This window comes from Luteolibacter sp., from assembly GCF_039920825.1.
GTDB lineage: Bacteria > Verrucomicrobiota > Verrucomicrobiia > Verrucomicrobiales > Akkermansiaceae > Luteolibacter.
Genome location: NZ_JBDSCX010000008.1, coordinates 34,092 through 59,669, shown reverse-complemented (window position 1 = coordinate 59,669; position 25,578 = coordinate 34,092). Strand labels below are relative to the sequence as shown.

Annotated in this window: 26 protein-coding genes; 8 read left to right on the top strand and 18 right to left on the bottom strand. The window is 56.1% G+C overall.

Going from position 1 to position 25,578, the window contains the following annotated elements; genetic code table 11:
• Positions 1 to 19: 19 nt before the first annotated feature.
• The 4 genes from ABIQ96_RS01465 to ABIQ96_RS01450 all read right to left on the bottom strand — a co-directional run bounded on the left by ABIQ96_RS01465 (position 20) and on the right by ABIQ96_RS01450 (position 3,380).
• The gene (locus tag ABIQ96_RS01465) at positions 20 to 958 is read right to left on the bottom strand and encodes a GDP-L-fucose synthase (protein WP_348212756.1); all 939 of its coding nucleotides are present in this window, start codon (positions 956 to 958) and stop codon (positions 20 to 22) included.
• Positions 955 to 2,127, bottom strand: coding sequence for an FAD-dependent oxidoreductase (locus ABIQ96_RS01460; RefSeq protein ID WP_348212755.1), 1,173 nt, complete (start codon positions 2,125 to 2,127; stop codon positions 955 to 957). The genes ABIQ96_RS01465 and ABIQ96_RS01460 overlap by 4 nt, the downstream gene beginning before the upstream one ends.
• A 201-nt stretch (positions 2,128 to 2,328) precedes the next feature.
• Positions 2,329 to 2,880: a transcription termination/antitermination NusG family protein gene (locus tag ABIQ96_RS01455; protein WP_348212754.1), complete on the bottom strand. Its 552-nt coding sequence runs from the start codon at positions 2,878 to 2,880 to the stop codon at positions 2,329 to 2,331.
• Positions 2,877 to 3,380 (bottom strand): transcriptional regulator, encoded by a 504-nt coding sequence (locus ABIQ96_RS01450; protein ID WP_348212753.1) that lies wholly within the window; start codon positions 3,378 to 3,380, stop codon positions 2,877 to 2,879. Before ABIQ96_RS01450 ends, ABIQ96_RS01455 begins: the two co-directional genes overlap by 4 nt.
• A 139-nt stretch (positions 3,381 to 3,519) precedes the next feature.
• Here ABIQ96_RS01450 and ABIQ96_RS01445 point away from each other — a divergent pair, with 139 nt between their 5' ends.
• A complete protein-coding gene (locus ABIQ96_RS01445; protein ID WP_348212752.1) occupies positions 3,520 to 4,455 on the top strand; it encodes a UDP-glucuronic acid decarboxylase family protein in 936 nt (311 codons plus the stop codon).
• A gap of 70 nt (positions 4,456 to 4,525) precedes the next feature.
• Complete coding sequence (locus ABIQ96_RS01440; RefSeq protein ID WP_348212751.1) at positions 4,526 to 5,581, top strand: c-type cytochrome; 1,056 nt, start codon at positions 4,526 to 4,528, stop codon at positions 5,579 to 5,581.
• 3 nt (positions 5,582 to 5,584) lie between these two features.
• Here the strand turns inward: ABIQ96_RS01440 and ABIQ96_RS01435 are convergent, their stop codons facing one another.
• The 3 genes from ABIQ96_RS01435 to ABIQ96_RS01425 all read right to left on the bottom strand — a co-directional run bounded on the left by ABIQ96_RS01435 (position 5,585) and on the right by ABIQ96_RS01425 (position 8,960).
• Positions 5,585 to 6,838 carry a nucleoside permease gene (locus tag ABIQ96_RS01435; RefSeq protein WP_348212750.1) on the bottom strand — a complete coding sequence of 418 codons (1,254 nt, stop codon included), beginning with the start codon at positions 6,836 to 6,838 and terminating at the stop codon, positions 5,585 to 5,587.
• A gap of 138 nt (positions 6,839 to 6,976) precedes the next feature.
• A complete protein-coding gene (locus ABIQ96_RS01430) occupies positions 6,977 to 7,858 on the bottom strand; it encodes a polyprenyl synthetase family protein (RefSeq protein WP_348212749.1) in 882 nt (293 codons plus the stop codon).
• Between the two features lie 103 nt (positions 7,859 to 7,961).
• A complete protein-coding gene (locus ABIQ96_RS01425) occupies positions 7,962 to 8,960 on the bottom strand; it encodes an aspartate-semialdehyde dehydrogenase (RefSeq protein ID WP_348212748.1) in 999 nt (332 codons plus the stop codon).
• Between the two features lie 122 nt (positions 8,961 to 9,082).
• Between ABIQ96_RS01425 and ABIQ96_RS01420 the strand changes: the two genes are divergently transcribed.
• From ABIQ96_RS01420 to ABIQ96_RS01405, 4 genes are all read left to right on the top strand, one after another.
• Positions 9,083 to 9,865 carry an ABC transporter ATP-binding protein gene (locus ABIQ96_RS01420; protein ID WP_348212747.1) on the top strand — a complete coding sequence of 261 codons (783 nt, stop codon included), beginning with the start codon at positions 9,083 to 9,085 and terminating at the stop codon, positions 9,863 to 9,865.
• Between the two features lie 205 nt (positions 9,866 to 10,070).
• A complete protein-coding gene (locus ABIQ96_RS01415) occupies positions 10,071 to 10,874 on the top strand; it encodes an ABC transporter permease (RefSeq protein ID WP_348212746.1) in 804 nt (267 codons plus the stop codon).
• Between the two features lie 201 nt (positions 10,875 to 11,075).
• Positions 11,076 to 13,103, top strand: a complete 2,028-nt coding sequence (locus ABIQ96_RS01410; protein WP_348212745.1) for a GNAT family N-acetyltransferase — start codon at positions 11,076 to 11,078, stop codon at positions 13,101 to 13,103.
• Positions 13,100 to 13,519 carry an ASCH domain-containing protein gene (locus ABIQ96_RS01405; RefSeq protein ID WP_348212744.1) on the top strand — a complete coding sequence of 140 codons (420 nt, stop codon included), beginning with the start codon at positions 13,100 to 13,102 and terminating at the stop codon, positions 13,517 to 13,519. Before ABIQ96_RS01410 ends, ABIQ96_RS01405 begins: the two co-directional genes overlap by 4 nt.
• Positions 13,520 to 13,571: 52 nt before the next feature.
• On the opposite strand, the gene ABIQ96_RS01400 is transcribed toward ABIQ96_RS01405, so the two are convergent.
• From ABIQ96_RS01400 to ABIQ96_RS01385, 4 genes are read right to left on the bottom strand one after another with little or no spacing between them, the layout of a single operon-like run.
• A complete protein-coding gene (locus tag ABIQ96_RS01400; protein ID WP_348212743.1) occupies positions 13,572 to 14,441 on the bottom strand; it encodes an SIR2 family protein in 870 nt (289 codons plus the stop codon).
• Positions 14,442 to 14,444: 3 nt separating this feature from the next.
• Positions 14,445 to 14,972, bottom strand: coding sequence for a hypothetical protein (locus ABIQ96_RS01395; RefSeq protein WP_348212742.1), 528 nt, complete (start codon positions 14,970 to 14,972; stop codon positions 14,445 to 14,447).
• A gap of 30 nt (positions 14,973 to 15,002) precedes the next feature.
• Positions 15,003 to 15,827 (bottom strand): response regulator, encoded by an 825-nt coding sequence (locus ABIQ96_RS01390; RefSeq protein ID WP_348212741.1) that lies wholly within the window; start codon positions 15,825 to 15,827, stop codon positions 15,003 to 15,005.
• Positions 15,828 to 15,860: 33 nt separating this feature from the next.
• On the bottom strand, positions 15,861 to 17,639 hold the full coding sequence (locus ABIQ96_RS01385) for a GAF domain-containing sensor histidine kinase (protein WP_348212740.1): 1,779 nt from the start codon (positions 17,637 to 17,639) through the stop codon (positions 15,861 to 15,863).
• Positions 17,640 to 17,754: 115 nt separating this feature from the next.
• On the opposite strand from ABIQ96_RS01385, the gene ABIQ96_RS01380 reads away from it, so the two are divergent.
• The gene (locus tag ABIQ96_RS01380) at positions 17,755 to 17,934 is read left to right on the top strand and encodes a hypothetical protein (protein ID WP_348212739.1); all 180 of its coding nucleotides are present in this window, start codon (positions 17,755 to 17,757) and stop codon (positions 17,932 to 17,934) included.
• Positions 17,935 to 18,240: 306 nt separating this feature from the next.
• Here the strand turns inward: ABIQ96_RS01380 and ABIQ96_RS01375 are convergent, their stop codons facing one another.
• Positions 18,241 to 19,542, bottom strand: coding sequence for a dicarboxylate/amino acid:cation symporter (locus tag ABIQ96_RS01375; RefSeq protein WP_348212738.1), 1,302 nt, complete (start codon positions 19,540 to 19,542; stop codon positions 18,241 to 18,243).
• 292 nt (positions 19,543 to 19,834) lie between these two features.
• Here ABIQ96_RS01375 and ABIQ96_RS01370 point away from each other — a divergent pair, with 292 nt between their 5' ends.
• Positions 19,835 to 19,969: a hypothetical protein gene (locus ABIQ96_RS01370; protein WP_348212737.1), complete on the top strand. Its 135-nt coding sequence runs from the start codon at positions 19,835 to 19,837 to the stop codon at positions 19,967 to 19,969.
• An 8-nt stretch (positions 19,970 to 19,977) separates the two neighbouring features.
• Here ABIQ96_RS01370 and ABIQ96_RS01365 read toward each other — a convergent pair whose 3' ends face one another.
• The 6 genes from ABIQ96_RS01365 to ABIQ96_RS01340 form a co-directional block, all read right to left on the bottom strand.
• On the bottom strand, positions 19,978 to 20,871 hold the full coding sequence (locus ABIQ96_RS01365) for a hypothetical protein (protein WP_348212736.1): 894 nt from the start codon (positions 20,869 to 20,871) through the stop codon (positions 19,978 to 19,980).
• A gap of 352 nt (positions 20,872 to 21,223) precedes the next feature.
• Positions 21,224 to 22,264, bottom strand: coding sequence for a peptidylprolyl isomerase (locus ABIQ96_RS01360; RefSeq protein WP_348212735.1), 1,041 nt, complete (start codon positions 22,262 to 22,264; stop codon positions 21,224 to 21,226).
• Positions 22,265 to 22,295: 31 nt separating this feature from the next.
• Complete coding sequence (locus ABIQ96_RS01355) at positions 22,296 to 23,495, bottom strand: L,D-transpeptidase (RefSeq protein ID WP_348212734.1); 1,200 nt, start codon at positions 23,493 to 23,495, stop codon at positions 22,296 to 22,298.
• 21 nt (positions 23,496 to 23,516) lie between these two features.
• The gene (hflX, locus tag ABIQ96_RS01350) at positions 23,517 to 24,818 is read right to left on the bottom strand and encodes a GTPase HflX (protein ID WP_348212733.1); all 1,302 of its coding nucleotides are present in this window, start codon (positions 24,816 to 24,818) and stop codon (positions 23,517 to 23,519) included.
• 64 nt (positions 24,819 to 24,882) lie between these two features.
• Positions 24,883 to 25,221: a hypothetical protein gene (locus ABIQ96_RS01345; RefSeq protein ID WP_348212732.1), complete on the bottom strand. Its 339-nt coding sequence runs from the start codon at positions 25,219 to 25,221 to the stop codon at positions 24,883 to 24,885.
• Positions 25,205 to 25,546, bottom strand: coding sequence for a hypothetical protein (locus ABIQ96_RS01340; protein ID WP_348212731.1), 342 nt, complete (start codon positions 25,544 to 25,546; stop codon positions 25,205 to 25,207). Before ABIQ96_RS01340 ends, ABIQ96_RS01345 begins: the two co-directional genes overlap by 17 nt.
• Positions 25,547 to 25,578 lie beyond the last annotated feature (32 nt).

The following is a 25,578-nucleotide window of genomic DNA, read 5'->3' as shown; positions in this document are numbered from 1 at the left end:
GTGTCGGGGAGGGAAGTAGTTAGAGGCGTGCCGCACCCGTGGCGAGGGTGGCGAGGAAATCCTGATAGGCTGCGGCGAGGCCGTCCGCGAAAGGGACTTCAGGTGTCCAGCCGGTGGCCTTGATCTTGGAAATGTCCAACAGCTTGCGAGGCGTGCCGTCGGGTTTGCTTGGGTCGGTGAGGATTTCACCGGTGAAGCCCACGGTCGTGGCGACCAGCGAGGCGAGCTCGAAAATCGTGACGTCGTCACCGACGCCGACGTTCACCCAGTCCGGCGGCGCGTCCAGCGAAAGCAGATGAAAGCAGGCTTTTGCGAGATCCTGGACGTGAAGGAATTCACGGCGGGGAGTGCCGGTGCCCCAGATGGTGACGCTGGCGTCGCCACGTTCCTTGGCTTCGTGGAAGCGGCGGATCAATGCAGGGATGACGTGCGAATTCTCCGGATGATAGTTGTCGCCCGGGCCGTAGAGATTGGTCGGCATCGCGCTGTGATACATCAGGCCGTGCTGGGCTCGGTAATGTTGGCAGAGCTTGAGTCCTGCGATTTTTGCGATCGCGTAGGCTTCGTTGGTGCATTCGAGCGGAGAGGTCAGCAGGCAATCCTCGGTCATCGGCTGGGGAGCCATCTTCGGATAGATACAGGACGAACCGAGGAACAACACGCGTGGCACATCGGCCTGGCGGCTGCCCTCCACGAGGTTTGCGGCGATCGTTAGATTTTCATAAATGAAATCCGCCGGATAGGTCGAGTTCGCATGGATGCCACCGACTTTGGCCGCGGCGATGACGACGATGTCCGGCTTGTCCGAGGCGAGGAATTCAAAGACGGCGCTTTGGTCACAAAGATCGACCTGGTCCCGGGTGGTGGTGATGACTTGGAAACCGCCGAGTTCTTCCGCTTCGCGCACGAGTGCCGAGCCGACCATTCCGCGATGGCCTGCGATGTATATTTTTTTCATGGATTCGTTCCGTATCGGGAAATGAGTTTGTCCGCTTCAGCAATGGCCATGCCGGTAACCTGGTCCATATTGTAATAGCGGTAAGTCGCCAGCCGGCCGATGAAACTGGTGGCCGGTTCGGCGGCGGCGAGGTCGGAATAGCGCTGATAGGCGGTGCGTGCTTCCGGCGCGGGAATCGGATAGAACGGCTCGACGTCGGGCGTCCAGTCCTTCGGGTATTCGCGAACGATGGTCGTCGCGTCGATCTGCTGGCCGGTGGCGTGCTTGAGTTCGACAATCCGGGTAAACGCTTCTTCGGTGCCCGGATAGTTCACCTGCATCGCCGGTTGCCAAAAGCCGGGCTTGCCGGAAATAGGCTCGCGTTCGCGCAGTTGCCCGGCGGAAAAGGATTCGTGCTCGAAGCGCAGCGAGCGGTAGGGCAGGGCACCGAACCGCCGGTCATAGAACTCGTCGATGGCCCCGGTGAAGATCAAGTGTTTGTGTTTCCAACGCGTGCGGGCTTCGTGAAAATCGACGCCCAGATGGAGTTCCACACCGGGCGAAGCGTTCAGCATCGTTTCAAAAAGCGCGGTGTAGCCGTGCTTCGGCAGCGCCTGGAAATTTTCCGCCAGATAGCGATCGTCACGATTGGTGCGGATCGGGATCCGTCCGCAAACGGAGGCATCGAGATCGCGCGGATGACGCTTCCATTGCTTGAGCGTGTAGCCTTCGAAAAACAGCTCATACAACTCCCGGCCAACCTGTGAGATGATGACTTCTTCCGAATTCTTCGGATCGGAAATTGGAACCTTGTTCTGCTCCAGCCAGTCCGAGAACTCACTGGTGGTGGCCGGTCGGCCGATGAACTCCTCGAAGGTGTTGAGGTTGATCGGGAAACTCCAGTAACGGCCGCGGGTGTGGCTTTTGATCGTGTAGTCCACCGCGTGCCATTCGGTGAATTTTGATAGATAATCGACGATCCGCTGCGAGTTCGATCTGAAATAATGCGGACCGTAGGGATGAATGAGGACGCCGGCGGCATCCTTGCGATCATAGGCATTCCCCCCGAAATGGTCGCGCCGGTCAACGACCGCGCATTTCCAGCCGGCGGCGGAGAGGCGTTCCGCGATGACGAGACCGGAAAAGCCGGCGCCAATGATCAGGAAATCGGTGGATCTATCTGTTTCCAAACGACGAGGGATGATGGCCGGTCAACCACGCTGCCGCCCTTGGTCGATCTCTCCGAAGCGGAAAGAAACCTGAGGGGCTGGGGTATGCGGGGGATTGGGGGCCGTTGCTGTTGCGGGAAATTCCGCGCCAGCGACGGCGGTGAGTGTTCAACGGAAACCGAACTTTTTGACTAACGTAATCGCGTAGGAACCGGACGGTTTTCAGGGAGTGGGACGCCTTGGGAGCAGAATCGAGAACAAATCCATGTCCACGGCCTGCGGTTTTCCGAGGAATTCGAGGAGAATTTTGACCCGCTCGGTGGCGGACGGGACCGAAACCACCGTGCCTTGCATGCCTTGGAACGGGCCGGTGGCGACTTCCACCTCGTCGCCGAGTTCGATGGTCGGACTGAGCGTCACCAGCTCGTTCTCGGTCGCGTCCTTGCGGTTGAGAATTTCGTGTTTGATCGCCTCGACGAAGGATTCCGGGACGGAAGGAATATCCGATCCGAAGCGGACGAGACCGCGCACCCCTTGGCAAAACATCACAGCTCGTTCCATTTCCGCCATCGTGAATTTTGCGAGCACATAGCCCGGAAACATCGGCTCCACCCACCAGATTTTGCCGCGGCGGGTGGCCTTGCGATAGCGCAGGCGGGGACAGAAAACCTCGATGCCCTCGATCTCCCGCAAGTGGCCGGCGGCGATGTGTTCGCGTTTCGTCTGGCAGCGAACGCAATACCATTCCCGTGAATCTGAGGTGGCGGAACTCATTGGCCGAGAAGTTTTTGGAGCACGGGCAGCACCCTGCCGCCGCTGCGCATCCAGGTTTCGAGCCGCTCCATCCGTTCGCTGAGAAATTTCCGGCGTTCCGGATCGTCGATCTCGCGGGCGGTTTCCGACAGGCGGTTGATCTTGGTTTTCCCGCTCTCCAAGTGCGGGCGGATTTGTTCGCGAATGAATCCCCCGGCCAAACGCTTCAGCTCGATGGCCGGTTCGTAATAAGTGCGTCTCTCGGTCCCGCTTTCCGCTTCGCGGACGGCACCGAGGCTTTTGAGCATCCTCAATCCTTGGCTGGCGGAGCCCTTGCTGATGTGTAGCCGCAGCACGAGATCGTCGAGCGACAGGGCGGTTTCGGAAATGAACAAAAGCCCGTAGATTTCTCCGATCGACCGGGGCAGTCCGAGGACGCGCACTCCGTCGACGAAAACGGCGACCACTTGGCGTTCCAAGGGGTCCAGCTCGTATTGATCGCCGTTGAGCAGATCGTCCATGGGCCGGACTTTAAGGAACAGAGGCGGTTTGTTCAAACTAAATTGAACTCTCGCCCGAGCTGGGCTTTCAAAGGCTGCTAAATGTTTGGTGCCGGATGAAACCTTGATTTACCGGACGGAAGCTGTTCGCCTCCTGCCCATGCGAATTTTGATCACCGGCGGTGCCGGATTTCTCGGATCCCATCTTTGCGAGCGACTGCTCCGAGAAGGGAACGAAATCATCTGCCTGGACAATTTCTTCACCGGCCGGAAAAGCAACATCGCCCACCTCCTCGACAATCCCTATTTCGAACTTGTCCGCCACGACGTGACCGAGCCTTTTCGATACGAAGTCGATCAAATTTACAACCTCGCCTGCCCGGCCTCGCCGCCGCACTACCAACACAATCCGATCAAGACCACCAAGACCTCGGTCATGGGCGCGATCCACTGTCTTGGCCTCGCGAAACGACTCGGTGCCCGTGTTTTTCAAGCGTCCACCTCGGAAGTTTACGGCGATCCTGATATCCATCCGCAGCCGGAATCTTACTGGGGTAGCGTCAATCCCATCGGCATCCGGTCCTGCTACGACGAGGGGAAACGCTGTGCCGAGACCTTGTTCTTCGACTATCATCGTCAGAACAAAGTGGATATCCGCGTCGTCCGCATTTTCAACACCTACGGCCCGCGCATGCTGCCCGACGACGGGCGGGTGGTGTCGAATTTCATCGTCCAGGCCCTTCGGGGAAATGATATCACCATTTACGGCGACGGCAGCCAGACGCGTTCGTTCTGTTATGTGGACGATCTCATCGAAGGCTTCATCCGCCTGATGAACCACCCGTCGATGACCGGACCGGTCAATATTGGCAATCCGGGAGAATTCACCATGCTGCAACTCGCCGACCTCGTTTTGAAAAAAGTCGGCGGGCCGTCGAAAATTACCTTCCTCCCGCTCCCGGGAGACGATCCGAAACAACGCCAGCCGGACATTTCGCTCGCCCAACGCGAACTCGGTTGGAATCCGACGATTTCCCTCGACCGCGGCCTGGATTCGACCATCGATTATTTCCGAAACCTTCTTGCCGGAGCATGATTCCCGTTACCGCATTCGGGGGGGCGAAAACTGACAGTCTGAGCAACCACCGGACGTATCTACCTGTCTCATGCGTTTGATCCTGATTCCATTATTCCTGCTTCTGGCAGCATTGCATTGCCGGGCCGATGCGGTGGGAAAACCGGAAAGCGGGCAATCTGCCGTCGGCTGGATCTGGAAAAGCGCTACGCCTGCCGACCGTGAGCGGGTGTTTTTCCGGCGCGAATTCGAGCTGCCGCCGAATGTTGCGAGTGCCGCGATCACCATTGTTTGCGATGATTGGCATCACCTGTTGATCAACGGCGTGGACCTCGGAATGGCGGGGGATTGGCATACTCCCCGGACCTACGATGTGCTCCCGCATCTCAAACAAGGTGGCCGGAACGTGATCGCCGTGGAAGGTCGGAATGATCGCGGCGCGGCCGGAATGGCCTTGCGTTTCCGGGCCACCCTTAAGGACGGGAAAAAACTCCACGTCGTTTCGGATGCCACCTGGTTCTGTAGCAATGAATCACCCGAGGGCTGGCAGAATATCGATTTCCAAGCGGATTCATGGCCCAAGGCAGTGGTTGTCGCCAAGATGGGTGGTGATCCGTGGGGGGCCGTCGTCCTGCCGCCTGAGCCTGCGGATCTGCCGGAAATCAAAGGACCGGATCACGAATGGAGCATCGATGAAGTCGTGAAACTCGCGGAAAGCAGTCTTGATGGCCGCGATAAAAGCAAAGGTCGCGACATGTTCCGCGCTTCGCAGTGCGCCGCCTGCCACCGCGTCGGAAACGAAGGAGCCACCTCCGGTCCCGATCTTTCTTCACTCACCGGGAAACTCTCCGTCCATGACCTTGCCGAAGCCATGATCGAGCCGGGCAAAGTGGTCTCGGATCCATTCGTCTTCGAACTCATCACCCGCCAGGACGGCACGCAAATCACCGGCAGGATCCTCGAGGAAAAGGATGGGAAATTGACGGTCGCCACCAATCCGTTTGATTTCTCCCAGACCATTGAGATCCAGCGCAACGACATCAAGGAGAGTAAACATTCGCCCGTTTCCCCGATGCCCGCGGGTCTGATCAACCACCTCAATCCCGACGAACTCAAAGACCTGCTGGCATGGTTGTTAGGTAAGTGAGTCTCAATGAACGGGCGCTTCCACCGCATCGGAATCATGTTCGTGCCTGAATAGGACGGCGAACGCAATGGCGATGACGAACGCATAGAGGGCGAATGAAAGCCAGACGTGATGCCAGTCCGTCCGTCCGTTGATCGTGAAATATTTCTGGATCACATACCCGCTGGCGAGACTTCCGAAGATGGCCCCGAATCCATTGGTCATCATCATGAACAATCCCTGCGCGCTCGATCGGATCCTTGAATCCGTAGTGGTCTCGATGAACAACGAGCCTGAAATATTGAAAAAGTCGAACGCCATTCCATAAACGATGCACGATAGGATGATCATCCAAAGTCCGTCTCCCGGATTGCCATAAGCAAAAAATCCGAACCGCAGCACCCATGCGAACATGCTGATCAACATGACCTTTTTGATCCCGAAACGTTTCAGGAAAAATGGAATCGCCAGGATGAACAATGTCTCGGAAACCTGCGAGATGGACATGATGATCGTGGAATATTTCACCACCAGCGAGTCGCTGTAACGGGGGATCGTTGCGAATTCGGAAATGAAGACATCGCCATACATGTTGGTCAGTTGCAGTGCGCCGCCGAGGAACATGGAGAAGATGAAGAACAGGGCGAGTTTGAGGTTTCCAAAGAGTTTGAACGCATTCAATCCTAACAATTCAACCCAAGTCGCGTTCCTTGATGTCGATTTCAGCGGCGGACATTTCGGCAACGAGAAAGAATAGAGTCCGAGGATCACCGCCGCTAGAGCCGCGATATGGAATTGGTTTGAGGAAGCCTTATTTCCTGATAGGTTGGTAGCCCACATGGCGGCGATGAATCCGATCGTTCCCCATACGCGGATGGGAGGAAAAACTTTGACCACATCAAATCCATTCGTCTTGAGAATGTTGTAAGCGACCGAATTGGATAGCGAGATGGTCGGCATGTAGCAGAGCATCGCGCCGAAGATGACCCAGAAGAATGTCCCCGGGTGGTTCACCATCGGGATGCAGGCGAGCGCCAGACCTCCGAGGATGTGAAGGATGCCGTAGAGTTTTTCCGCGTTGACCCAACGGTCCGCGATGATTCCGGTGATGGCGGGCATGATGAGCGACGCGAGTCCCAGCGTCGAGAAGATGGCGCCGAACTCCTCACCTCCCCATTTTTTGGTGATGAACCAGTAATTGCTGACGGTGATCAACCACGCTCCCCATACGAAGAACTGCAGGAAGCTCATGACGACTAGCCGGATTTTGATTCCCATGGGAGAGATAGTGAATGGCGGGTTTTGCGGCCGTGCGAATAGGCACCTGCCAACAGGCAAACTGTTGGATTGCCACCGGGGTTTCAAGCTCCGATGCGCGCGTCCGGCGTCACATCAGCACCGGACATACCAACCGGGCTAGTATTCCCGCTTCAACAAATGCGTCGCGATTTCCTGCAAGCGCGCGGCTTTCTTCCCGAACGGCTTCAACGCGTCCATCGCCGCTTTCGTCAACCTCGCGGCTTCCTTGCGCGATGCGTTCAGCCCGAGAATCGCGGGATAGGTGGATTTCTCGACAGCCTGATCCTTGCCCGCCGTTTTTCCTAACACCTCGGTGCTTTGGGTGACGTCGAGGATGTCGTCAATGACCTGAAAGGCGAGGCCGAGGTTGTAGCCAAACGTGGTGAGTGCTTCCAGCTTCGCCGGCGTCGCGTTCGCGCTCATCGCGCCAAGTCGTAGCGAAGCGGTGAGCAGCGCGGCTGTTTTTGCCTCATGGATGCGGACGAGATCACGCTTCGTGAGTTTTTTTCCTTCTCCCTCGAGGTCCATCACCTGCCCGCCGATGAGCTTGCGGCTGCCGCCGGTTTCCGCGAGTTCGGAAATGTAATCGCGGGCATTGTAGCGTTTCGTCGCCGGGGTTTTGGCGAGAACGATGAACGACTCAGTTAGAAGCGCGTCGCCGCAGAGCACCGCCATTCCCTCGCCATAAACCTTGTGGCAGGTCGGTCGGCCGCGGCGGAGATCGTCGTCATCCATCGCGGGAAGATCGTCGTGGACCAGCGAGTAGGTGTGCATCAATTCCACCGCACAGGCCGGAGCAAGGGCATTGGAAATTTCACCCCCGCTTGCTTCCGCCGCTGCCAGGCAAAGCACCGGGCGCAGGCGTTTTCCTCCGGCGAAAACGCTGTAACGCATCGCCGAATGGATCGTTGCCGGGCGTTCCTTGGCTTTTGGCAGAAACGCGTCCATCGCCGCATCCACTTCCGTGGCGCGGGCGGTGAGGTAACTTTTCAGGTCCATGCGGGTGGGGAGGAAGTTGCTGATCTATGGGTGATAGTTGATAGTGAAGAGGAATTCATTCATTTTCTTACCATCAACAATCAACTCTCAACCATCGACCTCTTCAAAGAATCTCCGCGATCTGCACCGCATTGAGCGCGGCACCCTTGCGGACCTGATCGCCGACGACCCACAGATCGAGCGCGTTGTCGAACACCAGATTCTTGCGGATGCGGCCGACGAGGCAGTCATCCTTGCCGGTGGTATCGAGCGGAACAGGGAATGATTTGTTAGCAATGTCATCCACGACCTGCACGCCGGGCTTGCCGGCATAAGCGGCGCGGGCTGCATCGGCATTTACCGGACGTTCGAACTGCGCGGTGATGGAAACCGAGTGCGACCGATAGACCGGCACGCGCACGCAGGTGCAGGAGACTCGGAGGTCCGGCAGATTCATGATTTTCCGGCCTTCGTTGAGCATCTTGAGCTCTTCCTTGGTGTAGCCATTTTCCGTGAAAGCATCCACTTGCGGGATCACATTGAAAGCGATCTGCCGTGGATAAACTTTGAGCGTCACCGGCTCACCGGCGTTGATCGCCTTCATCTGCTCTTCTAGCTCGATGATGCCCTGCGCTCCCGATCCGGAAACCGCCTGATAGGTCGATGCGATAATCGAACGCAGGCCGAACGTGTCATGCAACGGCTTGAGTGCCATCAGTGAGATGATCGTCGTGCAATTCGGATTCGCGATGATGCCACGCGGACGGTTCTTCGCGGCTTCCGGATTGATTTCCGGCACTACGAGCGGCACGTCGTCATCCATCCGGAAGGCGGAGGAATTGTCGATCACCACCGCTCCCGCCTTTGCCGCGGAAGGTCCATATTCGAGGGAAATCCCGCCACCCGCGCTGAAGAGAGCGATGTCGACATCTCCGAACGAATCATGCGTGAGTTCTTCGACCGTGATTTCTTCCCCACGGAAGGTCATTTTTTTCCCGGCGGAACGCGCCGAAGCGAGCAGCTTGAGTTTGCCGAGCGGGAAATTCCGCTGTTCGAGACAAAGGAGCATTTCGACACCGACGGCACCCGTCGCACCAACGATCGCTACATGGGGATGATTCATTTTGAGGAACCGGCGTCTTTTGCCGGGGCGCGGAGCATACCGAGATCCGCCGTGCTGGCAACCGATTCGTTTCGCTGGTAAATGGGGGTGGAAAACCGGTGACTCTATGCCAGTTTCCGGCGATGCCCGACGCCACACCCATCCTCGAAGCGGATCGACTCGTTAAAATTTTCGGTAACTCCACCGCGCTCGACGGCCTGTCCTTCACCGTGGCGGAAGGCGAATCGCTCGGCCTGCTCGGTGTCAACGGCGCGGGAAAAACCACTGCAATGAACCTCCTGCTCGGCCTGACGACGCCGACCTCCGGCACTGTCCGCATGTTCGGGCTCGATCTTTGGAAACACCGCATCGAGATCCTGCGCCAGGTCAATTTCTCCTCCGCCTACACCGCGCTGCCATCAAATCTCCTCGTCTGGCAAAACCTCACCGTCTTCGCCCGGCTCTATGGCGTCGCCCGTCCGAAGCAACGGATCGAAGAACTGCTTGAGGTCCTCGACATCACCCACCTGCGAAAATCCGTCACCGGGCAGCTCTCCGCCGGCGAATCCACCCGCGTCAATCTCGCCAAGGCCCTGCTCAACAAACCGCGCCTGCTTCTGCTAGACGAGCCCACCGCCTCGCTCGATCCCGACATCGCCGACCGCGTGCGCAAACTCCTCCGCAAGCTTCAGAAGGAAAACGGCCTTTCCATCCTCTACACCTCCCACAACATGCGCGATATCCACGAAGTCTGTGACCGGCTCATCTTTCTTCATGGCGGAAAAGTCCTCGCCGAAGGCACACCCGATGACGTTGCTGAGAAATTCAACCGCAGTTCGCTCGAAGATCTCTTCATCGGCGTCGCGCGCGGCGAGGTCGATGCGATCGGGTTGAAGGGGGATAAAAAGTTGATGGTTGAGAGTTGATGGTTGGAAGATGAGGAATTTGAGAAACCGCAGATGAACGCAGATCAACACGGATTCAGAGGAATGGCTTCGGACGGGGAGGGGGGCTCCGCTCCCTTTCGGATGAAACAGACTCACGCGGATCAGCGGGAATGAGATCGGAATCTGCAAAGTCTTCCTGTTTTTCATAACCATCAACTATCAACTCTTCAACTTTCAACCTCCCATGCCATTTTCCATCAACACCGTTAGAGCACTCGTTCTCCGCTATCTGTTTCTCTACACCCGGCATTCGGTAAGATTGGTCGAGCTGGTCTTCTGGCCGCTCGTCGATCTGCTCGTCTGGGGATTCCTCACCACCTACCTGCAAAAGCAGGGAGCGGGGCAGTTTCCCACCGCAATCAGCTACCTGATCGGCGGGATGATTCTGTGGGACGTGCTGTTCCGCTCGCAGCAGGGCGTTGCCATTTCGTTTCTCGAAGACGTATGGACGCGAAATCTTCTCAATGTCTTCGTCGCACCGGTTAGGACCGTCGAATACGTCGCCGCCACTTGTGTCGTGGGCGTGTTGCGCGTCGGTGTCACCTTGGTCGTCCTTGCTGTCGTCGCCGCACTCGCCTATCAGTTCAAGCTCACCAGTCTCGGTCTCGGACTGCTGCCGTTTCTTGGAAATTTGATCCTGTTCGGCTGGTTTCTCGGCATGATCTCCACCGCGCTCATCATGCGCTTTGGCCAGGCCGCTGAGAGTCTCGCCTGGGCGGTGCCGTTTTTCATCCAGCCGCTCGCCGCGGTTTTCTATCCGGTCTCCGTGCTTCCCGCTTGGCTGCAACCCGTCGCCATGGCCCTGCCGTGTACGCCGATTTTCGAAGGCATGCGCACCGTTCTATCCGGCCAGCCGGTCCCGTGGGGAAACGTCCAATCCGCCCTGCTTCTCAATCTCGTCTGGGGTGCCGTCGCCGCCTTCTTTTTCGCTGCGAATCTCCGCTACGTCCGCAAAACCGGCCTGCTCGTCAAGGTGGCGACCCAGTGAACGGAGCGCAAAAGCCATAAGGAGTCGGGACATTCCTGTCCCGACTTTTTCCAACAAAAGCACCTCCTACTACTGCGGACTTCCCTCCGCCACAGCAGTGTCGGTATTCCGAAACGTCGGCGGATTAGATGCCGATGGTTTTCGCGCTGTCGGCCACGCATTCATTGCCAAATCCGCCAGTCCCGTCACATTCGCATCGCGATGCCTATCTCCATCCACCAACTCTCCAGACAAGATCGGTGTGATGAGGTGTTCGCCCTCTATCGCAAGGATTCCTGCACGCTAGGCTTCATGCCGCGCGGGGCGTTTGAGGAAGGTATCACCAAAGGCACGCTGCTTGTCGCCACGGATGGTCAGGATCAAATTCTCGGCTATCTCCTCTACCGGGTGGCGCACGCCTACGCATCCGTCGCACACCTTTGTGTGGCTCCGGCTGCGCGAAAAGGTGGGGTTGGAAAATCACTGATGGACGAACTCAAGCGCCTCACCACTCACCTAGACGGCATCAAACTAAAATGCCGCCGTGATTTCGAAGCCCACCGGCAGTGGCCGAAATGGGGCTTCATCGCCAAAGGGGCGGCAATCGGACGCGGTGCGGATAACGCTGATCTCGTCATCTGGCACCTGGACCACAACCCCGACGACCTCCTATCCGCCCTCCCGCAGCGCAAAACCCTCGTCGCCATCGACGCCAATGTCTTCTTCGATCTCTTCTGGCCGGATCGTCCCACGCGGAAAATCTCGGGAGCACTTCTCGAACCATGGATCGACGACATCGTTGAGTTAGGCCTCACCTCTGAAATCTACAACGACATCGACCGCTGCAAGGATACCGAGTTGCGAGACACCAGCAAAGCCAAAGCTGCGACTTATCATCCCATCCGTGCCGCGGCCACCAGGATCGACCCAGTCGATGCGGAACTCAGGAAATTCTACCCGGTCACCGGTTCGCTCACTCCCCAGGACATCTCGGACATCCGCCATGTGGCCCACGCCATCGTCGCCGAGGTGAGGTATTTCGTCACCCGGGACGCGAAGCTCTTGGCCAAGGCTCCTGAAATTCTGGATAAGTTCGACGTGCAATTGCTCTCGCCCGTCGAGTTCGTCTCCCGTCTCGATAGCATTGAACGCGAACAGGAATACCAACCCCAGCGCCTCGGTGCTTCCAGCATCGTCACCAAGCGCTTCGAACCTCAGGAAATCGACCGCTTCATCGAAAGCTTCAGACACCATCCTCACGAGAAAATCAGCGCATTCAAAAACCTGATCGACTCCTGTTTGCTCGATCCCAAAACCACTTCAGTCCATATCGCACACGTCAGCAACGCGGACATGGCTGTATCCATCGCCATCAATCGGCAATCGCCCCACCGCACCCTGATTCCACTCCTGAGGCTCAACTCGCTCCCACTGGCCAAGACCGTCTTGCGGCACCTGGTCATGAAAGCCATCGTCGATGCGGTTGAAAGCGACGCCCGCTCCATCCATATCGGGGAACCCCACCTCACACGCGACGTCACGGATGCCTTGGTGGAAATGGGCTTCGGCCTATCCGCAGGCGGCTGGGTCAAACCCGTGGTCAAAGGTTTCCACGAACTCTCCAGCGCCCGCCAGCGCCTTGAAGACGTGAATCTCACGTGGGAAGATTCCACCTCCCACACTGCCATCGATCAACTCGTGACCATGATCTGGCCCGGCAAACCCGCAACAGAGGGAGTCACCTCCTACCTGATTCCCATCCAAGCCCAGTGGGCGGAACACTTCTTCGATACCGAAGCCGCCGCCCAACGCTTCCCCAGTTTTTCGGGAATCGATGACGAACTCCACCTCGGCGTGGAAGCCGTCTATTTCACCGCATCCAATATCGCCATCAAGCCACCCGGCCACCTCCTCTGGTATGTGAGCAGCGGAAACGAACGCCTCGGCACCAAGCAGGTGAAGGCCACCTCCAGACTCCGCGAAGTCGTGAGAGGCACACCCAAGGAACTCTTCAGCCGCTTCCATCGGCTCGGCGTCTATCGCTGGAAAGACCTGACGGCCGCCGCCAAGGGCAATCCAAATGCCCGGCTCACTGCCCTCCGATTCTCCCACACCGAAAATTTCACCCATCCGCTCGACTCCGACCTCCTGCGGACCTTCAATGTCCCGCCACCCTATCCCGGACCTCGTCCCATTCCTTTCGCCACCTTCCGGGAAATCTATCACCACGGATTCAACACCGCCCCATGAGCCATCGAGCCGTCCTAATGTCCATCAAGCCGAAGTATGCGGACCTCATCTTCGCCGGAACCAAAACCATCGAACTCCGCCGCGTTTGCCCCAAGGTCGGACCGGGCGACCTCGTTCTCGTCTATGTCTCAAGCCCGAGAATGGCCTTGGTCGGAGGTTTTGAAGTCGCCGGAATCGTCTCAGACGAGCCGCCAGCCCTTTGCAAAAAATGGCAGACCCAATCCGGAGTGGAAAAAGAAACCTTCCTCAACTACTTCCAAGGCGCATCCACTGCCTACGGGATCCTGATCGGCCGCACTTGGATGCTCCCAACCGCCACCGAACTCAAAGCCCTCCGCCGCAGAAAAGGCGGCTTTCACCCGCCTCAGTCTTATCGGTATGTCGGGAGTGAGGAGTTGGTGAAGCTGATAGATTGATGGATTGGCTAACGCCGCCTTTTGTGAAACGGAGAGCATTACATGACTCCGTTCACGAAATGTTTCTCCCAAGCTGCGCTGCTTCTTCCAAAAACTGATCCACCGCCTGGTGAGGCGGATTTGGTCCAGATTCAACTTTGTAGAAAATAGGCCGAATTGCGAATTTTACGAGCCGTTCTGCCCTGTCACGGTTTTGCTGGGTATCTGACAGCAAGGCATATGCGACGGGAATTTCTCCATCAAAGGTATTATACAATTCCTTTCGCAATTCAAGCAATCGCGTTTCAAGAGAACAACCTATAAAAACAAACTGATGACTTAGCATGGAAGCCTTTAGAAAAGGACGAACTGTTTTGATTTCGGAATTTTCAAGATAGACCTTGTAATAATCCTCCGAGGACAGAATGACCTTGCTCTTATTCCACGTTGCGCTGTGGAGACGGACATAGAACCTTTCATTTCGGCTCAATACATATCCGAGCGAACGGTCATCCCCGCTACATGAGAACCAACCATTGCAGACACTGCCAATTAGTTCGTCAAAATTGGTGGTGATTATTCCCGCCCACGGAGCAGCCTCCAGATTGTGAAGCCGAGTTTTCATTCGATCATGGATATGGGTCGGCGCTTTTGCATAGCGGTCCCATGAAAACTGGTCTTTGAGAAAATCACCGTATTCCGCAGGTTGAAGCATATCTCGTAAGGTATCTGCAGCTTCGACCAAATTCCCATGATCCAATTCTATCCGGCAGGCCTCAATTTTATTCGAATCAGCATCTAGTTTTTGACAATACTCCAGAAGGGAAAGCATCAAGCCTGCCCAGTCTGGCATGCCACAGATCCGCGAAAAACCGGCTCCGACAAAAGCGATGCAGCGCCTTTTCTTGATGTATTCCGCGAGTTGGTGGGGAATAATACTCATGGATTACCCCCGACTAGACAGTTTAATTAGAACTCTGGCAGCGTCCGCAATAAGGGGATCCAATTCCCACCGCTTCAAACAAGTGCTGATCCGGGTAAAGACCTTTAATTCTTCGCCAGTCCATGGTTTTTTAATGGGATTCTCAAGTTCTTTCAAAATGAGCATGACAGACTCAACCATGGCGCGAATGCCGTCAGTGCCCTCCTGTTTGTCACGCAACATGGCACGGCGTTGAAATGAGAAGTCCAGCAGACTCACGCAAAGCATAATCAGAACACATTCCCGTGAAAGCTTGCATTTCTCGGCGGTTAGCAGTTCTCTGACACTAAGTCCAAGAGCCTGTGCGACTCCCTTGAGATTATTGAATGCGGCATCTCCACCACCGTGCGAAACCCTCAACAGCGTGGGAAGCCCGAGCGCTCTTCCATCTATGCGGACCAAATAGCCAGTATGCCGTGATTCCTCTCGGCGCTCAAAATGCATCTTCCCACTCACTAAAAAACGATTCAGTTCGCTTATTTTTAATGACATAATTTGGAAAATTGTGAGATTGATCTAAAGTTAATTAGGAACTTTTAGAAATGATAAAAGATTCTTCTTTACCTTGGCCGCATAACCGACGGGCTCATGAGCTTCGGTTAAGAATAATTTTGCCTCTGCAACAAGGATTTCCGCCAAGTCGTTGATCGCCTCGACCGGATCATCGCCTTCACCGGATGTGGCGATGCCGATTTGAATCGCGCTGGCTGAGTAGCGATATTTCCCTTGTTGAGTACATATTACCTCAATAGGTTTGCACACATGAAAATCTGATCCAACATCCGTCAGGTAAGTCAGACGCGAGAGTCGAATCACTTTTCGTACTTTTTCTGCGATCGCTTCATCTGTGAGTAAATCGCGAACATCAATTTTCAATTCTTTTAATCTGGAACGGAAACCCTGATCTGCCTTCAATGTTCTGGTTAGGCAGTCCCTTTCAATAGTGTCCCAAGCGCTCAGAGGACCATTTTCATTGCCCAGTTTCTGGTGCCAACTATCGACTCTTATCTTACCTTTTTTTGCTTGTGCTTTTTTGTCAACATCATCTCCTTCTACAGATACAACCGCTGTCGGAACTTCAGGACGCACTTTTTGGGCAAATTGAATGAAATCCAAACCATCGCGAAGGTTCCTTACGTCATCACGAGTCTCTTCACGGAAATTCAAATCCATCACTAGGGCGTCGATGCGCACATCAACATCTTCAATCAAGTTTGCAGCATTCACGAGTGTCTGGGCCACTAGGACACCCATCGAAGTCTGTTGTAAAAAATTTCGCGACATTCGTCTTGTCACGGCTTCGTCATCATCCACGATTAGAACTACAGGAGAATAGGTTTGGTCCATATGGGTAATTACTTTGAAAAACATTTAGTTGATTCAGGGGTCGGACTCAAGAGTCAAGTCAAAGAGAGCTTTGCTCCTGTCCTTTAATTCAAGATTTCCACGGAAATGAATATCAATCAAGCGACGCGACATAGGCAGACCCGTCCCGGTGCCTTGTCCATCCTTTTTAGAGGTCTTTCCCAGAAGGAAAATATCGTTAGGATTGGGAAAATGTGGCCAGCTGATACCAGGGCCGTCATCCCAAAATTGAACCTTAATCTGACGCCTCGCTCCAATTTGGGCCTCTTTGCAAATAACATGAATAGTGTTTTTACGATTTTTACCGGTCGATTTTTGAGCATCAATAGCATTAATAATCAGATTAAAAATAACCTGCTCCAGCACCCGGCGAGGACCGTGAAGAGTCGTATTTCCACTGGTCTGTATCTCCATATTCATGCTGTTGCGATCCAGCGCCGATCTGAAATCCTTTTTGACAGCCGCAAATACGTCACCGACATTGAATTCAACTGACTCACCTGCGTCAAAATGCTTAGTAAGGGCTTTTAGCTGGCTCAGTTCATTCTCCACACGCAAGCAAGCTTCTAAAGCTTCCTCTGCAGGTTTCTGAATTCGGTCCGAGGATAGTTTTTGTCTGATCGCTTTCTTTGCATCGTCAATCAGTGTTTGTACTTTTTCGCTGGCATGGATGGCTTTGTGTCCTAAGTCATGTGCGAACAGGGATATAATCTCCGCGCGAGTTGAGGCGTTGGACTGAGTCATCACAAATTCGTTGGTCTCCTCTTGCTGCTTCATGAGTGCAATCAACGCCAGATCATCCCCGACTCGCTCTGCAAATGAGTGGAAAAGCCTTATGTCTCGAAGCGAGAATTCATGGTCCCTGTAATGAAAAATGGCCAAGGTGCCTAATTTTCCCGCTAGGCTTGCGGACACAATGTCCGATTGTAGGCCCATGACCATATAGGACCCTATACCAGCTCGCCGGAGGGCTTCTTCATCAGCCCGAGTCATTTCAACACCGAATCCCTTTGCTGAGCTAATGGTTCGTGCGGTGCCGTAATGACTGGAATCGTCAAATACGCGCTGACAAATACGCTCACCAGGGCTGCCGAGTTCATCTGGATTGTGGCGGATATCCCCCCAACTTCCGCACACTCTCAGAGAATTTCCAGCTTTATCAAACAAGCGAAGCACTGCCCCATCAGCTGCGAATCCCAAGGTCGCTTGTCGGCAGATTTGTTCATAGAGGGCATCTTCAGAGACTGCTCCATCCATTGCCACCCCCCCGAAGTTAAAAGGCGCGGCGAGTGCTTCCAGACGCATCGAAAAGACCGCCTCGGAAAGGCAGCGGCAAATTGCTTGCCAGGATTGACGAAGCTCCGACATCAAATGGTCCGCTTCAGTTGAATCGACATCCAGACAGAGCATGCCGAAAAATTCACCGTTCCCAAGCAATTTGACTGCGACACGGGATTCTAATGGACTCAAATCACCCGGCAGCATTCTATTCTCATCCGCACTTAAATAGCGCATGGCTGATTCATTTCCCAAGAGTTTGTCAGATAGTGCGCGCTGAATCTTTTGAGCAAGAATTGGCGAGTTCGTGGGAAGTGCCGCGACTATTTTGAACGCAGAGCGTGTCAGGCCAGCGACCGCGAGATAGCCATGCTTTATCGAAGGTTGGTGCTGTTGGAGTGTTTGCAGTAGTTTTTCGCCAAAGCGCCTGAACACAGTCTCTCCTTGATCGGTCGATTCCAAATCGGAAGCCGCATATTCAGCTTCCGCATTTAACTCCCAGACGGCGTCGGTCAAGTTCGACATAAATACTTCTACGGGACTGTTAATATACGAATCATGCAATTGATAGTATCAGTCCAGACTAACAGGAATTGATGCTGGTGTTGCTGTCTGGTCGTTCGAGGTCGCGTTGGGTGAACCCGTCGAGGAGGTAGCGGTTGCGGGAGACGAGAAGGGCCTCGTCTTTGGCGGCTTCGTGCTCGGTGTCGCCGTCGTCGAGGAAGGCGATGGAGGCAGCAAGGGCGGAGGTGTCGCCATCGATCCAGCCTTGTTCGTCGAGGGAACCGGTGTGGGCGAGTCGAGCTGTTGAGGGCCTTGCTGAGGAGGCCAGCAGAGGGGGAGAGTGTGGTGAGGTGGAAATTGCATCTGCCGGGGGCTTGGTAGATAAATGACTTTTTTATCGTGACACTGCGGAGGGTGGGGAAATCCGGGAAAATGACAAGCGGCAAGTTAGAAAATGAAATGAAGAATTGGTTAGGAAATGCGAAGTTTTTCGCAAAGGTGCAAAGGCAGGGATTGGTGAGGTTGTGAAAATGGCCGGGGAGTGCCCGGTTTGCATTGAGGGTGGCAAGGATTTTGGGTGTCCCTGGTCGATGCCTTGTTCAGTTTCTGCTCGTCAAGGTGGCGACCCAGTGACATCCGCCTCAACCGTGTCGTCTTGGATCTCCTGATTCAGCACGCGGGTCATCCGGCTCTCATCCAAATCGCCCGTCCACTTGGCTACCACCACGGTCGCCACTCCGTTGCCGACCAAGTTGGTCAGGGCACGTGCTTCGGACATGAAGCGGTCGATTCCCAGGATCAGCGCCAGACCCTGTACCGGCACATGACCTACGGCAGATAGAGAGGCTGCCAATACGATGAATCCGCTTCCGGTTACTCCGGCGGCCCCTTTCGATGTTAACAACAGCACGGCTAACAGCGTGAGCTGCGAAGTCAGGGTCATGGGCGTATTGGTCGCTTGGGCGATGAAGATGGCCGCCATGGTCATGTAAATCGAGGTGCCGTCGAGGTTGAAGGAATAGCCGGTGGGAATCACCAGCCCGACCACGGATTTTTTCACACCGAGGAATTCCATTTTCGCGAGCATCCGCGGCAGAACCGATTCCGATGACGACGTGCCCAGCACGATCAACAATTCCTCGCGAATGTATTTCACGAATTTTAAAATCGAGAATCCATGCAGCCGCGCGATCAATCCCAGCACAATGAAGATGAAAAACAGACACGTTAGATAGAACGCGCCCATCAGCTTGCCCAGCGACAGCAGCGTGCCGACGCCGTTCTTCCCGATCGTAAACGCCATCGCACCGAATGCTCCGATCGGCGCCAGTTTCATGATGAAGCCGACCATGCCGAACAGCACGTGCGAGGTCTTCTCGATGAGGTCAAACATCACCGTGCCGCGTCCGCCGAAGCGATGCAGCGCGAAACCGAACAGCACCGCGATCAACAACACTTGAAGGATCTCGCCCTTGGCAAACGCGTCGAAGAGTGTCGTCGGGATGATGTTCAGCAGGAAATCCGTCGTGCCCAGCATCTTCCCGGGTTCGGTGTATCCGGCGATGCCCTCGGTATTGAGCGTGGCGGGATTGATGTTCATCCCTGCTCCCGGCTTCACCACGTTTATCACGACCAGGCCGACGATGAGCGCCAGCGTGCTGACGATTTCAAAATATAACAGCGCCAGCCCGCCGGTTTTGCCGACCTTTTTCATGTCCTCCATCCCGGCGATGCCCGTCACCACCGTGCAAAAGATCACCGGCGCGATGATCATCTTGATCAGCTTGATGAAACCATCGCCCAGCGGCTTCATCGCGATTCCGTATTTCGGGGAAAAATATCCCAGCGCGACACCGATCACGATGGCCGTGATGACCTGGAAATAAAGCGATCGATAGAAGGGTTTCTTCCGCATGTTCGGCGGCACTCTATCATTCCGGAGATCGTTGGCAATCTCAGGGTCAATTCGCGCTGCAATGGGAGGCTGGCAGTAGAAGCTTCATAGCCGATGATCGCTGCAGCAAGATGATTCATTTGGGTGAAACCGGCATTTTCTGGCGGGGCGCGGAGTATGCCGGGATCCGCCATGCTGGTGACCGATCCGCTTTGCCGTTGGAAAAACCTTCCCTTGGTGCCACCCCGACCTCTGGCACCGCCGCATGTTCGGGTTGAATCTTTGGAAGCACAGCATCGAAATCTTGTAGCTGGTGAATTCCTCCTCCTGCTACACCGAGCTGCCGTCGAACCTCCTCGTTGGGGGCACAGCCACGGTCCTCTGCTTCACCGCGAATCTCCGCTATTTTCGAAAAACCGGCCTGCTCGTCAAGATGGTGACGCAGTGAGGCGCCGCTTAAGAATTGTTCGAAATGTGGAGCCGGAAGGTCTGCTTTTCGTCACCGTGGAGCCGCGATTCTGCGGTGTGGATCGCGCCATCTCCGAAGATGGGGTCGCCCAAAGGCTCCCAGGAGCCTCCGTCTTTTGAAACCTGCGGCTGGATCACCACCGTCCGTGGCACCCGGAATGCCAGCAATGCCATCCGTGTGCCGGGGAGGATCTCCACATAAAGCTCATCGTTCAATTGGATCAGCTCGAGCGATCCTGTCCACTTGTTAGGCCAGTCGTGGTTCCATGCTGAAAAGAAAGCCTTGCGGTCGTGTCCATCGAGAGTGAGAACCGTACTGATTGATGAATAGTCGGAGCTGATTCCCTTCTCATCAAGATCCGCCAAAATCAGCTTGCTGTGTTTTTCCGTGATGGTTTTGCCTTGGATCGCTGCTCCGCTGTGGAAGACCAGCACGCGCGCTTGGCTGAAAAGCCGGATGTCTTCTTCCGGCGGAATGCCACCCGCGATCACAAGAGTCGAACGCCCGGAGGATCCCATGTATTCCTGCACAGTCCCTTGATCCAGGATGGCCAGGCCGCCATCGGCAGACGAGAGGGATTGAGACCTCCCGCCATTTTGCCGGAGAATACCTCCATCGTTGGCTGTTAGGGAGCCGGTCACCAGATATCCGTCCAGTTCGATGGTGCCACCCAGTGGCCACGTGTAGACGCGATCAAATCTGCCTCCGTGAATCATCAATTGGGCGCTGGCATTGGCCTGCGCTTCCGCGGTGATGTTCTTTGAGTCATATAAATCGATCCGCGACCGGCCGTGGGCGTAAACGTAAGCAGTTCTCGCGTTAAGGATGGTCAGCTCCGCCAGATCATCGGTCTCGATATAATTGAACACTCCTTGGTTCACGGTTCCCGATGCCTTGTTCGTAAGCACTAGCCCCCTCGCGAATCCGCCATGGAATTTGCAAGTAGAATGATCGCGAATCCGCACGTATTCAAAATGGTCGTTCCAATTGAAATTGTGGGGAGCTGGCGATGTGCGAGAGTCGTAGTCGGGCGGCCGAAATCGGGTCTGTCCGAATACGTGAGCCATCAGGCAGGCGCTCAGGCAAAAAATGCGGAAGGCATGGAGAGAGAGGCGCATGGTTCTTTGATTACTGATTCAATGCCTATCGGAAATGCGGTCGATGGTCTATCATCTTTTAGTAAAAAGCGGATTGCCGTTGTCCTGCCTCAGAGCGGATCAAACGCTATTGCTTCTAAGGGGAGGGACGATCGGCGATCGCCGCAAGAGCCGGAAAAATTTCGATCTTGCCCACCGCCGCATTGCGCAGTGATTTGCGGAGGTCTTCTGTCGCATCGTGGCGTTTGATGGTCTCAAGGGCGGCGAGGATCTCGGACTTCGCCTGCTCGAAAGTGCGGGCTTCTGCAAGCTTGTGGGCGGTGACTTCGACAAGATGCCAGCCGAGTTTGGTGCGGACGAGCGCGGGCCTGTTGAGCTCCATCGCGAAAACCGGCGTGGCGAAATCGGCGGGCAGACGGTCGCGGGTCATCCAGCCGAGGTTGCCGCCCGAGTCCTTGGTGGCGGAGTCCTCGCTGAGTTCCTTGGCGAGGATGGGAAAGTCTTTTTTCTTTTCCGTTAGTTCGAGAAGCGCTGCGTCGAGTTTCTGTTTCGCTTCCTCCGGCGGATGGTCAAGCGTGGCGATAAAAACTTGGCGCGCTTCGATGCGCTCGGGCAGGGCGATGGCTTGCTTGTTGTCCTCGAACCACTTTCGGGCTTCATCGTCGGAGATCTTGATGGCCGGAGTGATCCGCAGCTCGATGTATTTCTCCCGCCGGATCATCGCGGCGAGGCGGTCGCGGAGATCCTGCTCGGTCGCAATGCCTTGCGATTTCATGGCGGCATCGAAAGCTGCTTTATTTTCGAAACGGGCTGATAGTCGGACGATGCGTCCGTTGATTTCCTGCGGATTAACAACAAGCTGCGGGGTCAACGCTTTTGTCTGAAGATCGAGCAAGGATTCGTCGATGAGATCGTTCAGCGCGGCATCGCGGGCGGCTTTGAGATCGGTTGGCGGGAGTGCGGCCGCGGATTTTCCTTCAAGCCAAAGCCGCTCGATGACGGCGCGGTCGAGTTGCCTGCTACTAATAAGTTGGGTGGAAACGCGGGCTGCGAGAGGCTCGGTTTTGGGATTGAGAGCGGAATGCAGCCAGCGGCTGACCGGGCCTTTGACGAGAAACGCGTCGCCGAGGAGATAGAACGCGGCGGCGAGACAAAGAATGCGCGGAAGGTTTTTCATAGCAGCGCGGCGTCTGGCGATTGCCGTGAATTCAACGAATCTCGACGGTGGTTCCCGGGCGGATCAGCGTCGGCAGGCGGACGGCATCCCAGTTGGCCATGCGGATGCAGCCGTGACTGCGAGCGCGGCCGATGGTTTCCGGATTGGGCGTGCCGTGCAGGCCGATGCCGGGCTTGCTGAGGCCGCACCAGAATACACCTACAGGGCTGTTGGGGCCGGGTGGAATTTCCAGCGACTCGGAATCGGCGCTGCGCTTTCCGGTGTCGAGGAGCTGCTGATCATAACGCCAGTGTGGCAATTCGACGGAATTCCTAACTTCCCAGGTGCCGAACTTGATGAACTTGTTCTCACCGGGCGTGATGGGGAACGAGGCGATCAGCCCGTGGTTCGGACGTGAGGCGTGGCTGATAGAGGTTGCGCCGGGTTCGGCGATGACGAGGGCGGCTGGCGCGGCTTCGAAGATGCGGACCTGGTTGAGCTTGGTATCCACGACGGCGTGTCGCTGGCTCATCGACTCATCCGCCTTGTAGCCAGCACCGGTCAGGACCTCGATGTTGAACGGCGTGACGTTAGGAACGATGATGGTATCGCGGGCCTTGAGATTGTTGATTTTCGAACTGCCGTTGAGTTCCACCAGATAGGGGACATCGCAGTGGTAGCGCTCTGACATGAATTCAGCGACGCTGCGGTAGCTCATGCGCTTGCGTTTCGCCTGGAGTGAAACCTTGGTCGGCAAGGTGCCATCCACCCAGTCCTTCACGATGTCGGGAACGACGGCGACAGCGAGCGGATTTGGCACCGCCTTGCGGGCGGCGGTGTTGGCGGCGACCCAATCTTCTGTCGGGTGGCCGTGGACTTCGTTCCACGATTGCACGGCGAGCTCGGTGAAACGTCCTGGTTTCGCATCGATGATACCGGGCCCGAATTTCGCTTCATCGAGATAAATTTGAAGGCGCAAGGCGTCGTCGCCCGTTGGCTTGACGTCGAGCGGGGAAGGGATCGCCGTGCTTTGCATTGGCACCGCTTGAGGAGTCGCCGGAGCTGTTAGCGCAGGTGCGGCAGGAATAGCGGACTCTTCCGGATGGGGCCGGGAGTTGAGGTCTTCGTCGCCGCCGAGCGGGAGCGCGCGAAGAACCGTGCGGATCGGTGGAGGGGTGGCAGGCCGTGGTTCTTGCTGCGCGGCGGCGAGCGTGGCCAAGGCGAGGAAAGCGGAGGATACAAGTCGGAGCATGGGATGGAGTCGGTGAGAAAATTACGCGGGCACGGCGGCAAATGCTTCAAGCCGCCCTGAAATGGCGGCAGGCACCACCGCACAGACGAGGATATCATCGCCTTCATATTCGGTGGATAGAACTTTGGCCTCGCGATGAAGCAGGCTAACCAGATCGGCACGGTGCTGCGGAATGCGGTATTCCTTGCGGCGCACGCGGTCGGCGAGAATTTTTGAACAGGATTTCAACAGCTCCTCCAATCCAAGCCCGGTCACCGCCGAAGCGTGGAGTGCGTCGGGGAATTTGCGGTCAAGCGCGGCGAGTTCTTCCGGATCGGTGACGCGATCGATTTTGTTGAGAACCGTGATGGTTTCCTTTTCGTCGGCACCGAGCTCTTTCATAACTTCGAGCGTGGTCTGGTGGAATTTTTCGATTTCCGGCGAAGTGGCGTCGAGCACATGGATCAGGAAATCCGCGAGCGTGGCTTCTTCCAACGTCGCCTTGAACGCCTCGACGAGGCGGTGGGGCAGATTTCTAACGAAACCGACGGTGTCTGTAATGAGCAACGGCTGTCCATCAGGCAGCTCGATCCGGCGCGTGGTGGTATCGAGCGTGGCGAAAAGCATGTCCTTCGCCATCACGTCGGCCCCGCTGAGGATGTTGAGCATCGTCGATTTTCCCGCGTTGGTGTAACCGACGATGGCGGCATGGGGCGTATCGAATTTCTCGCGTTCCTTGCGCTGGGTTTTCCGCTGTTTGCGGACGACCTCGATCTCGCGTTTGGCGCGGTCGATGATCTGATAGGCCAAACGGCGGTCCACCTCGATTTGTTTCTCGCCCATGCCGCGGGAAGCGCCACCGCCCGCGCCGCCGCCTGAGCCGGCGGATTCGCGGTCAAGGTGTCCCCACATCCGCGCGAGCCGGGGAAGGGCATATTGCATCCGGGCGAGCTCGACTTGGAGTCGGGCTTCCTTGGTCTGGGCGCGCTTGGCGAAAATATCGAGAATGACTTCCTCACGGTCGATCACGCAGAGATCGGCGAGGCGTTCCCACTCGCGTTGTTGCGAGGGAGCGAGGCCGTTGTCGATGACGATGACGTCGCATTCATGGGCGCGTGCGAGAGCGACCATTTCATCGGCCTTGCCGGTGCCGCAGAGGAATTTCTTGTGCATTTCGCGACTGCGGCACAACACCGACTCGACAACCTCGATGCCCAAGGTCTTGACGAGCTCGCCCAGCTCTTCGAGCAAGGAAGCTGATTCGTCCGCCTCACGGGCGTCAAAGTAAAAGCGCACCAGTAAGGCGCGCTCGACCATGTCGGGCTTTTGTCTGACTTCGAACATCCGCGCGACAGGTAGCACCGATGAGACACTTCGGCCATGCGAAATTTTTCGCGCGGCCGGTCTTTCAGCGCGTTTCCTTCAGCCAGCGTTCGTGGCCCCACAATCCCCAGACAATTCCGGCGAGGCCGAAAGCCAGCAACAAAGGCGGAAGTCCCTCGGCCAACACGAGTCCGAACCGACCAATGGCGGCCTGGAATTCAAAAGTCATTAAATGGGGTGCCAGGATGATATAGAGCCGGGCGAGGATCAACGCGATCGCCCCGATGGCCATCATGGTTCCTCCCCACGATTGGTATCTGCGTGACAGTCTTACGGCGGCGACGCCGAAGAGTCCAAGGCCGATGACACCAATGGCGTCAAACAGCGCTCCGTTTTTCAATGCGACTTCAAGTAATAAATTCATGGGTTGCTGCGGGGGGGAGAGCAGGGTTACGACGGGGTGTGGGTGAGGTGAAAACTTTGGCATGCAGGGCGAGGCCCAAGCCGAAGAACAGCCAGCCGCTGTTCATGATGACCAGTTTCACGGCGTGCCAGGCCAAGGCCGTGGCGGGACTGCCGTGATAATGGCCTGCTGCGGAAAAAGGTTCGATGCGTCCTGCTTCATAGAGCGGGATCAGGATCGAGTAGCCGAATCCGAGCAAAAGAGCACCTGCCACGATCAGGCGGGCGGTCCAGCCTTCGGTGTTTTTTGCAAGTCTCCAAGCGATCACCATCAGGAAAATTCCCATCACGATGAGATAAACCGGACGAATCGCAGCAA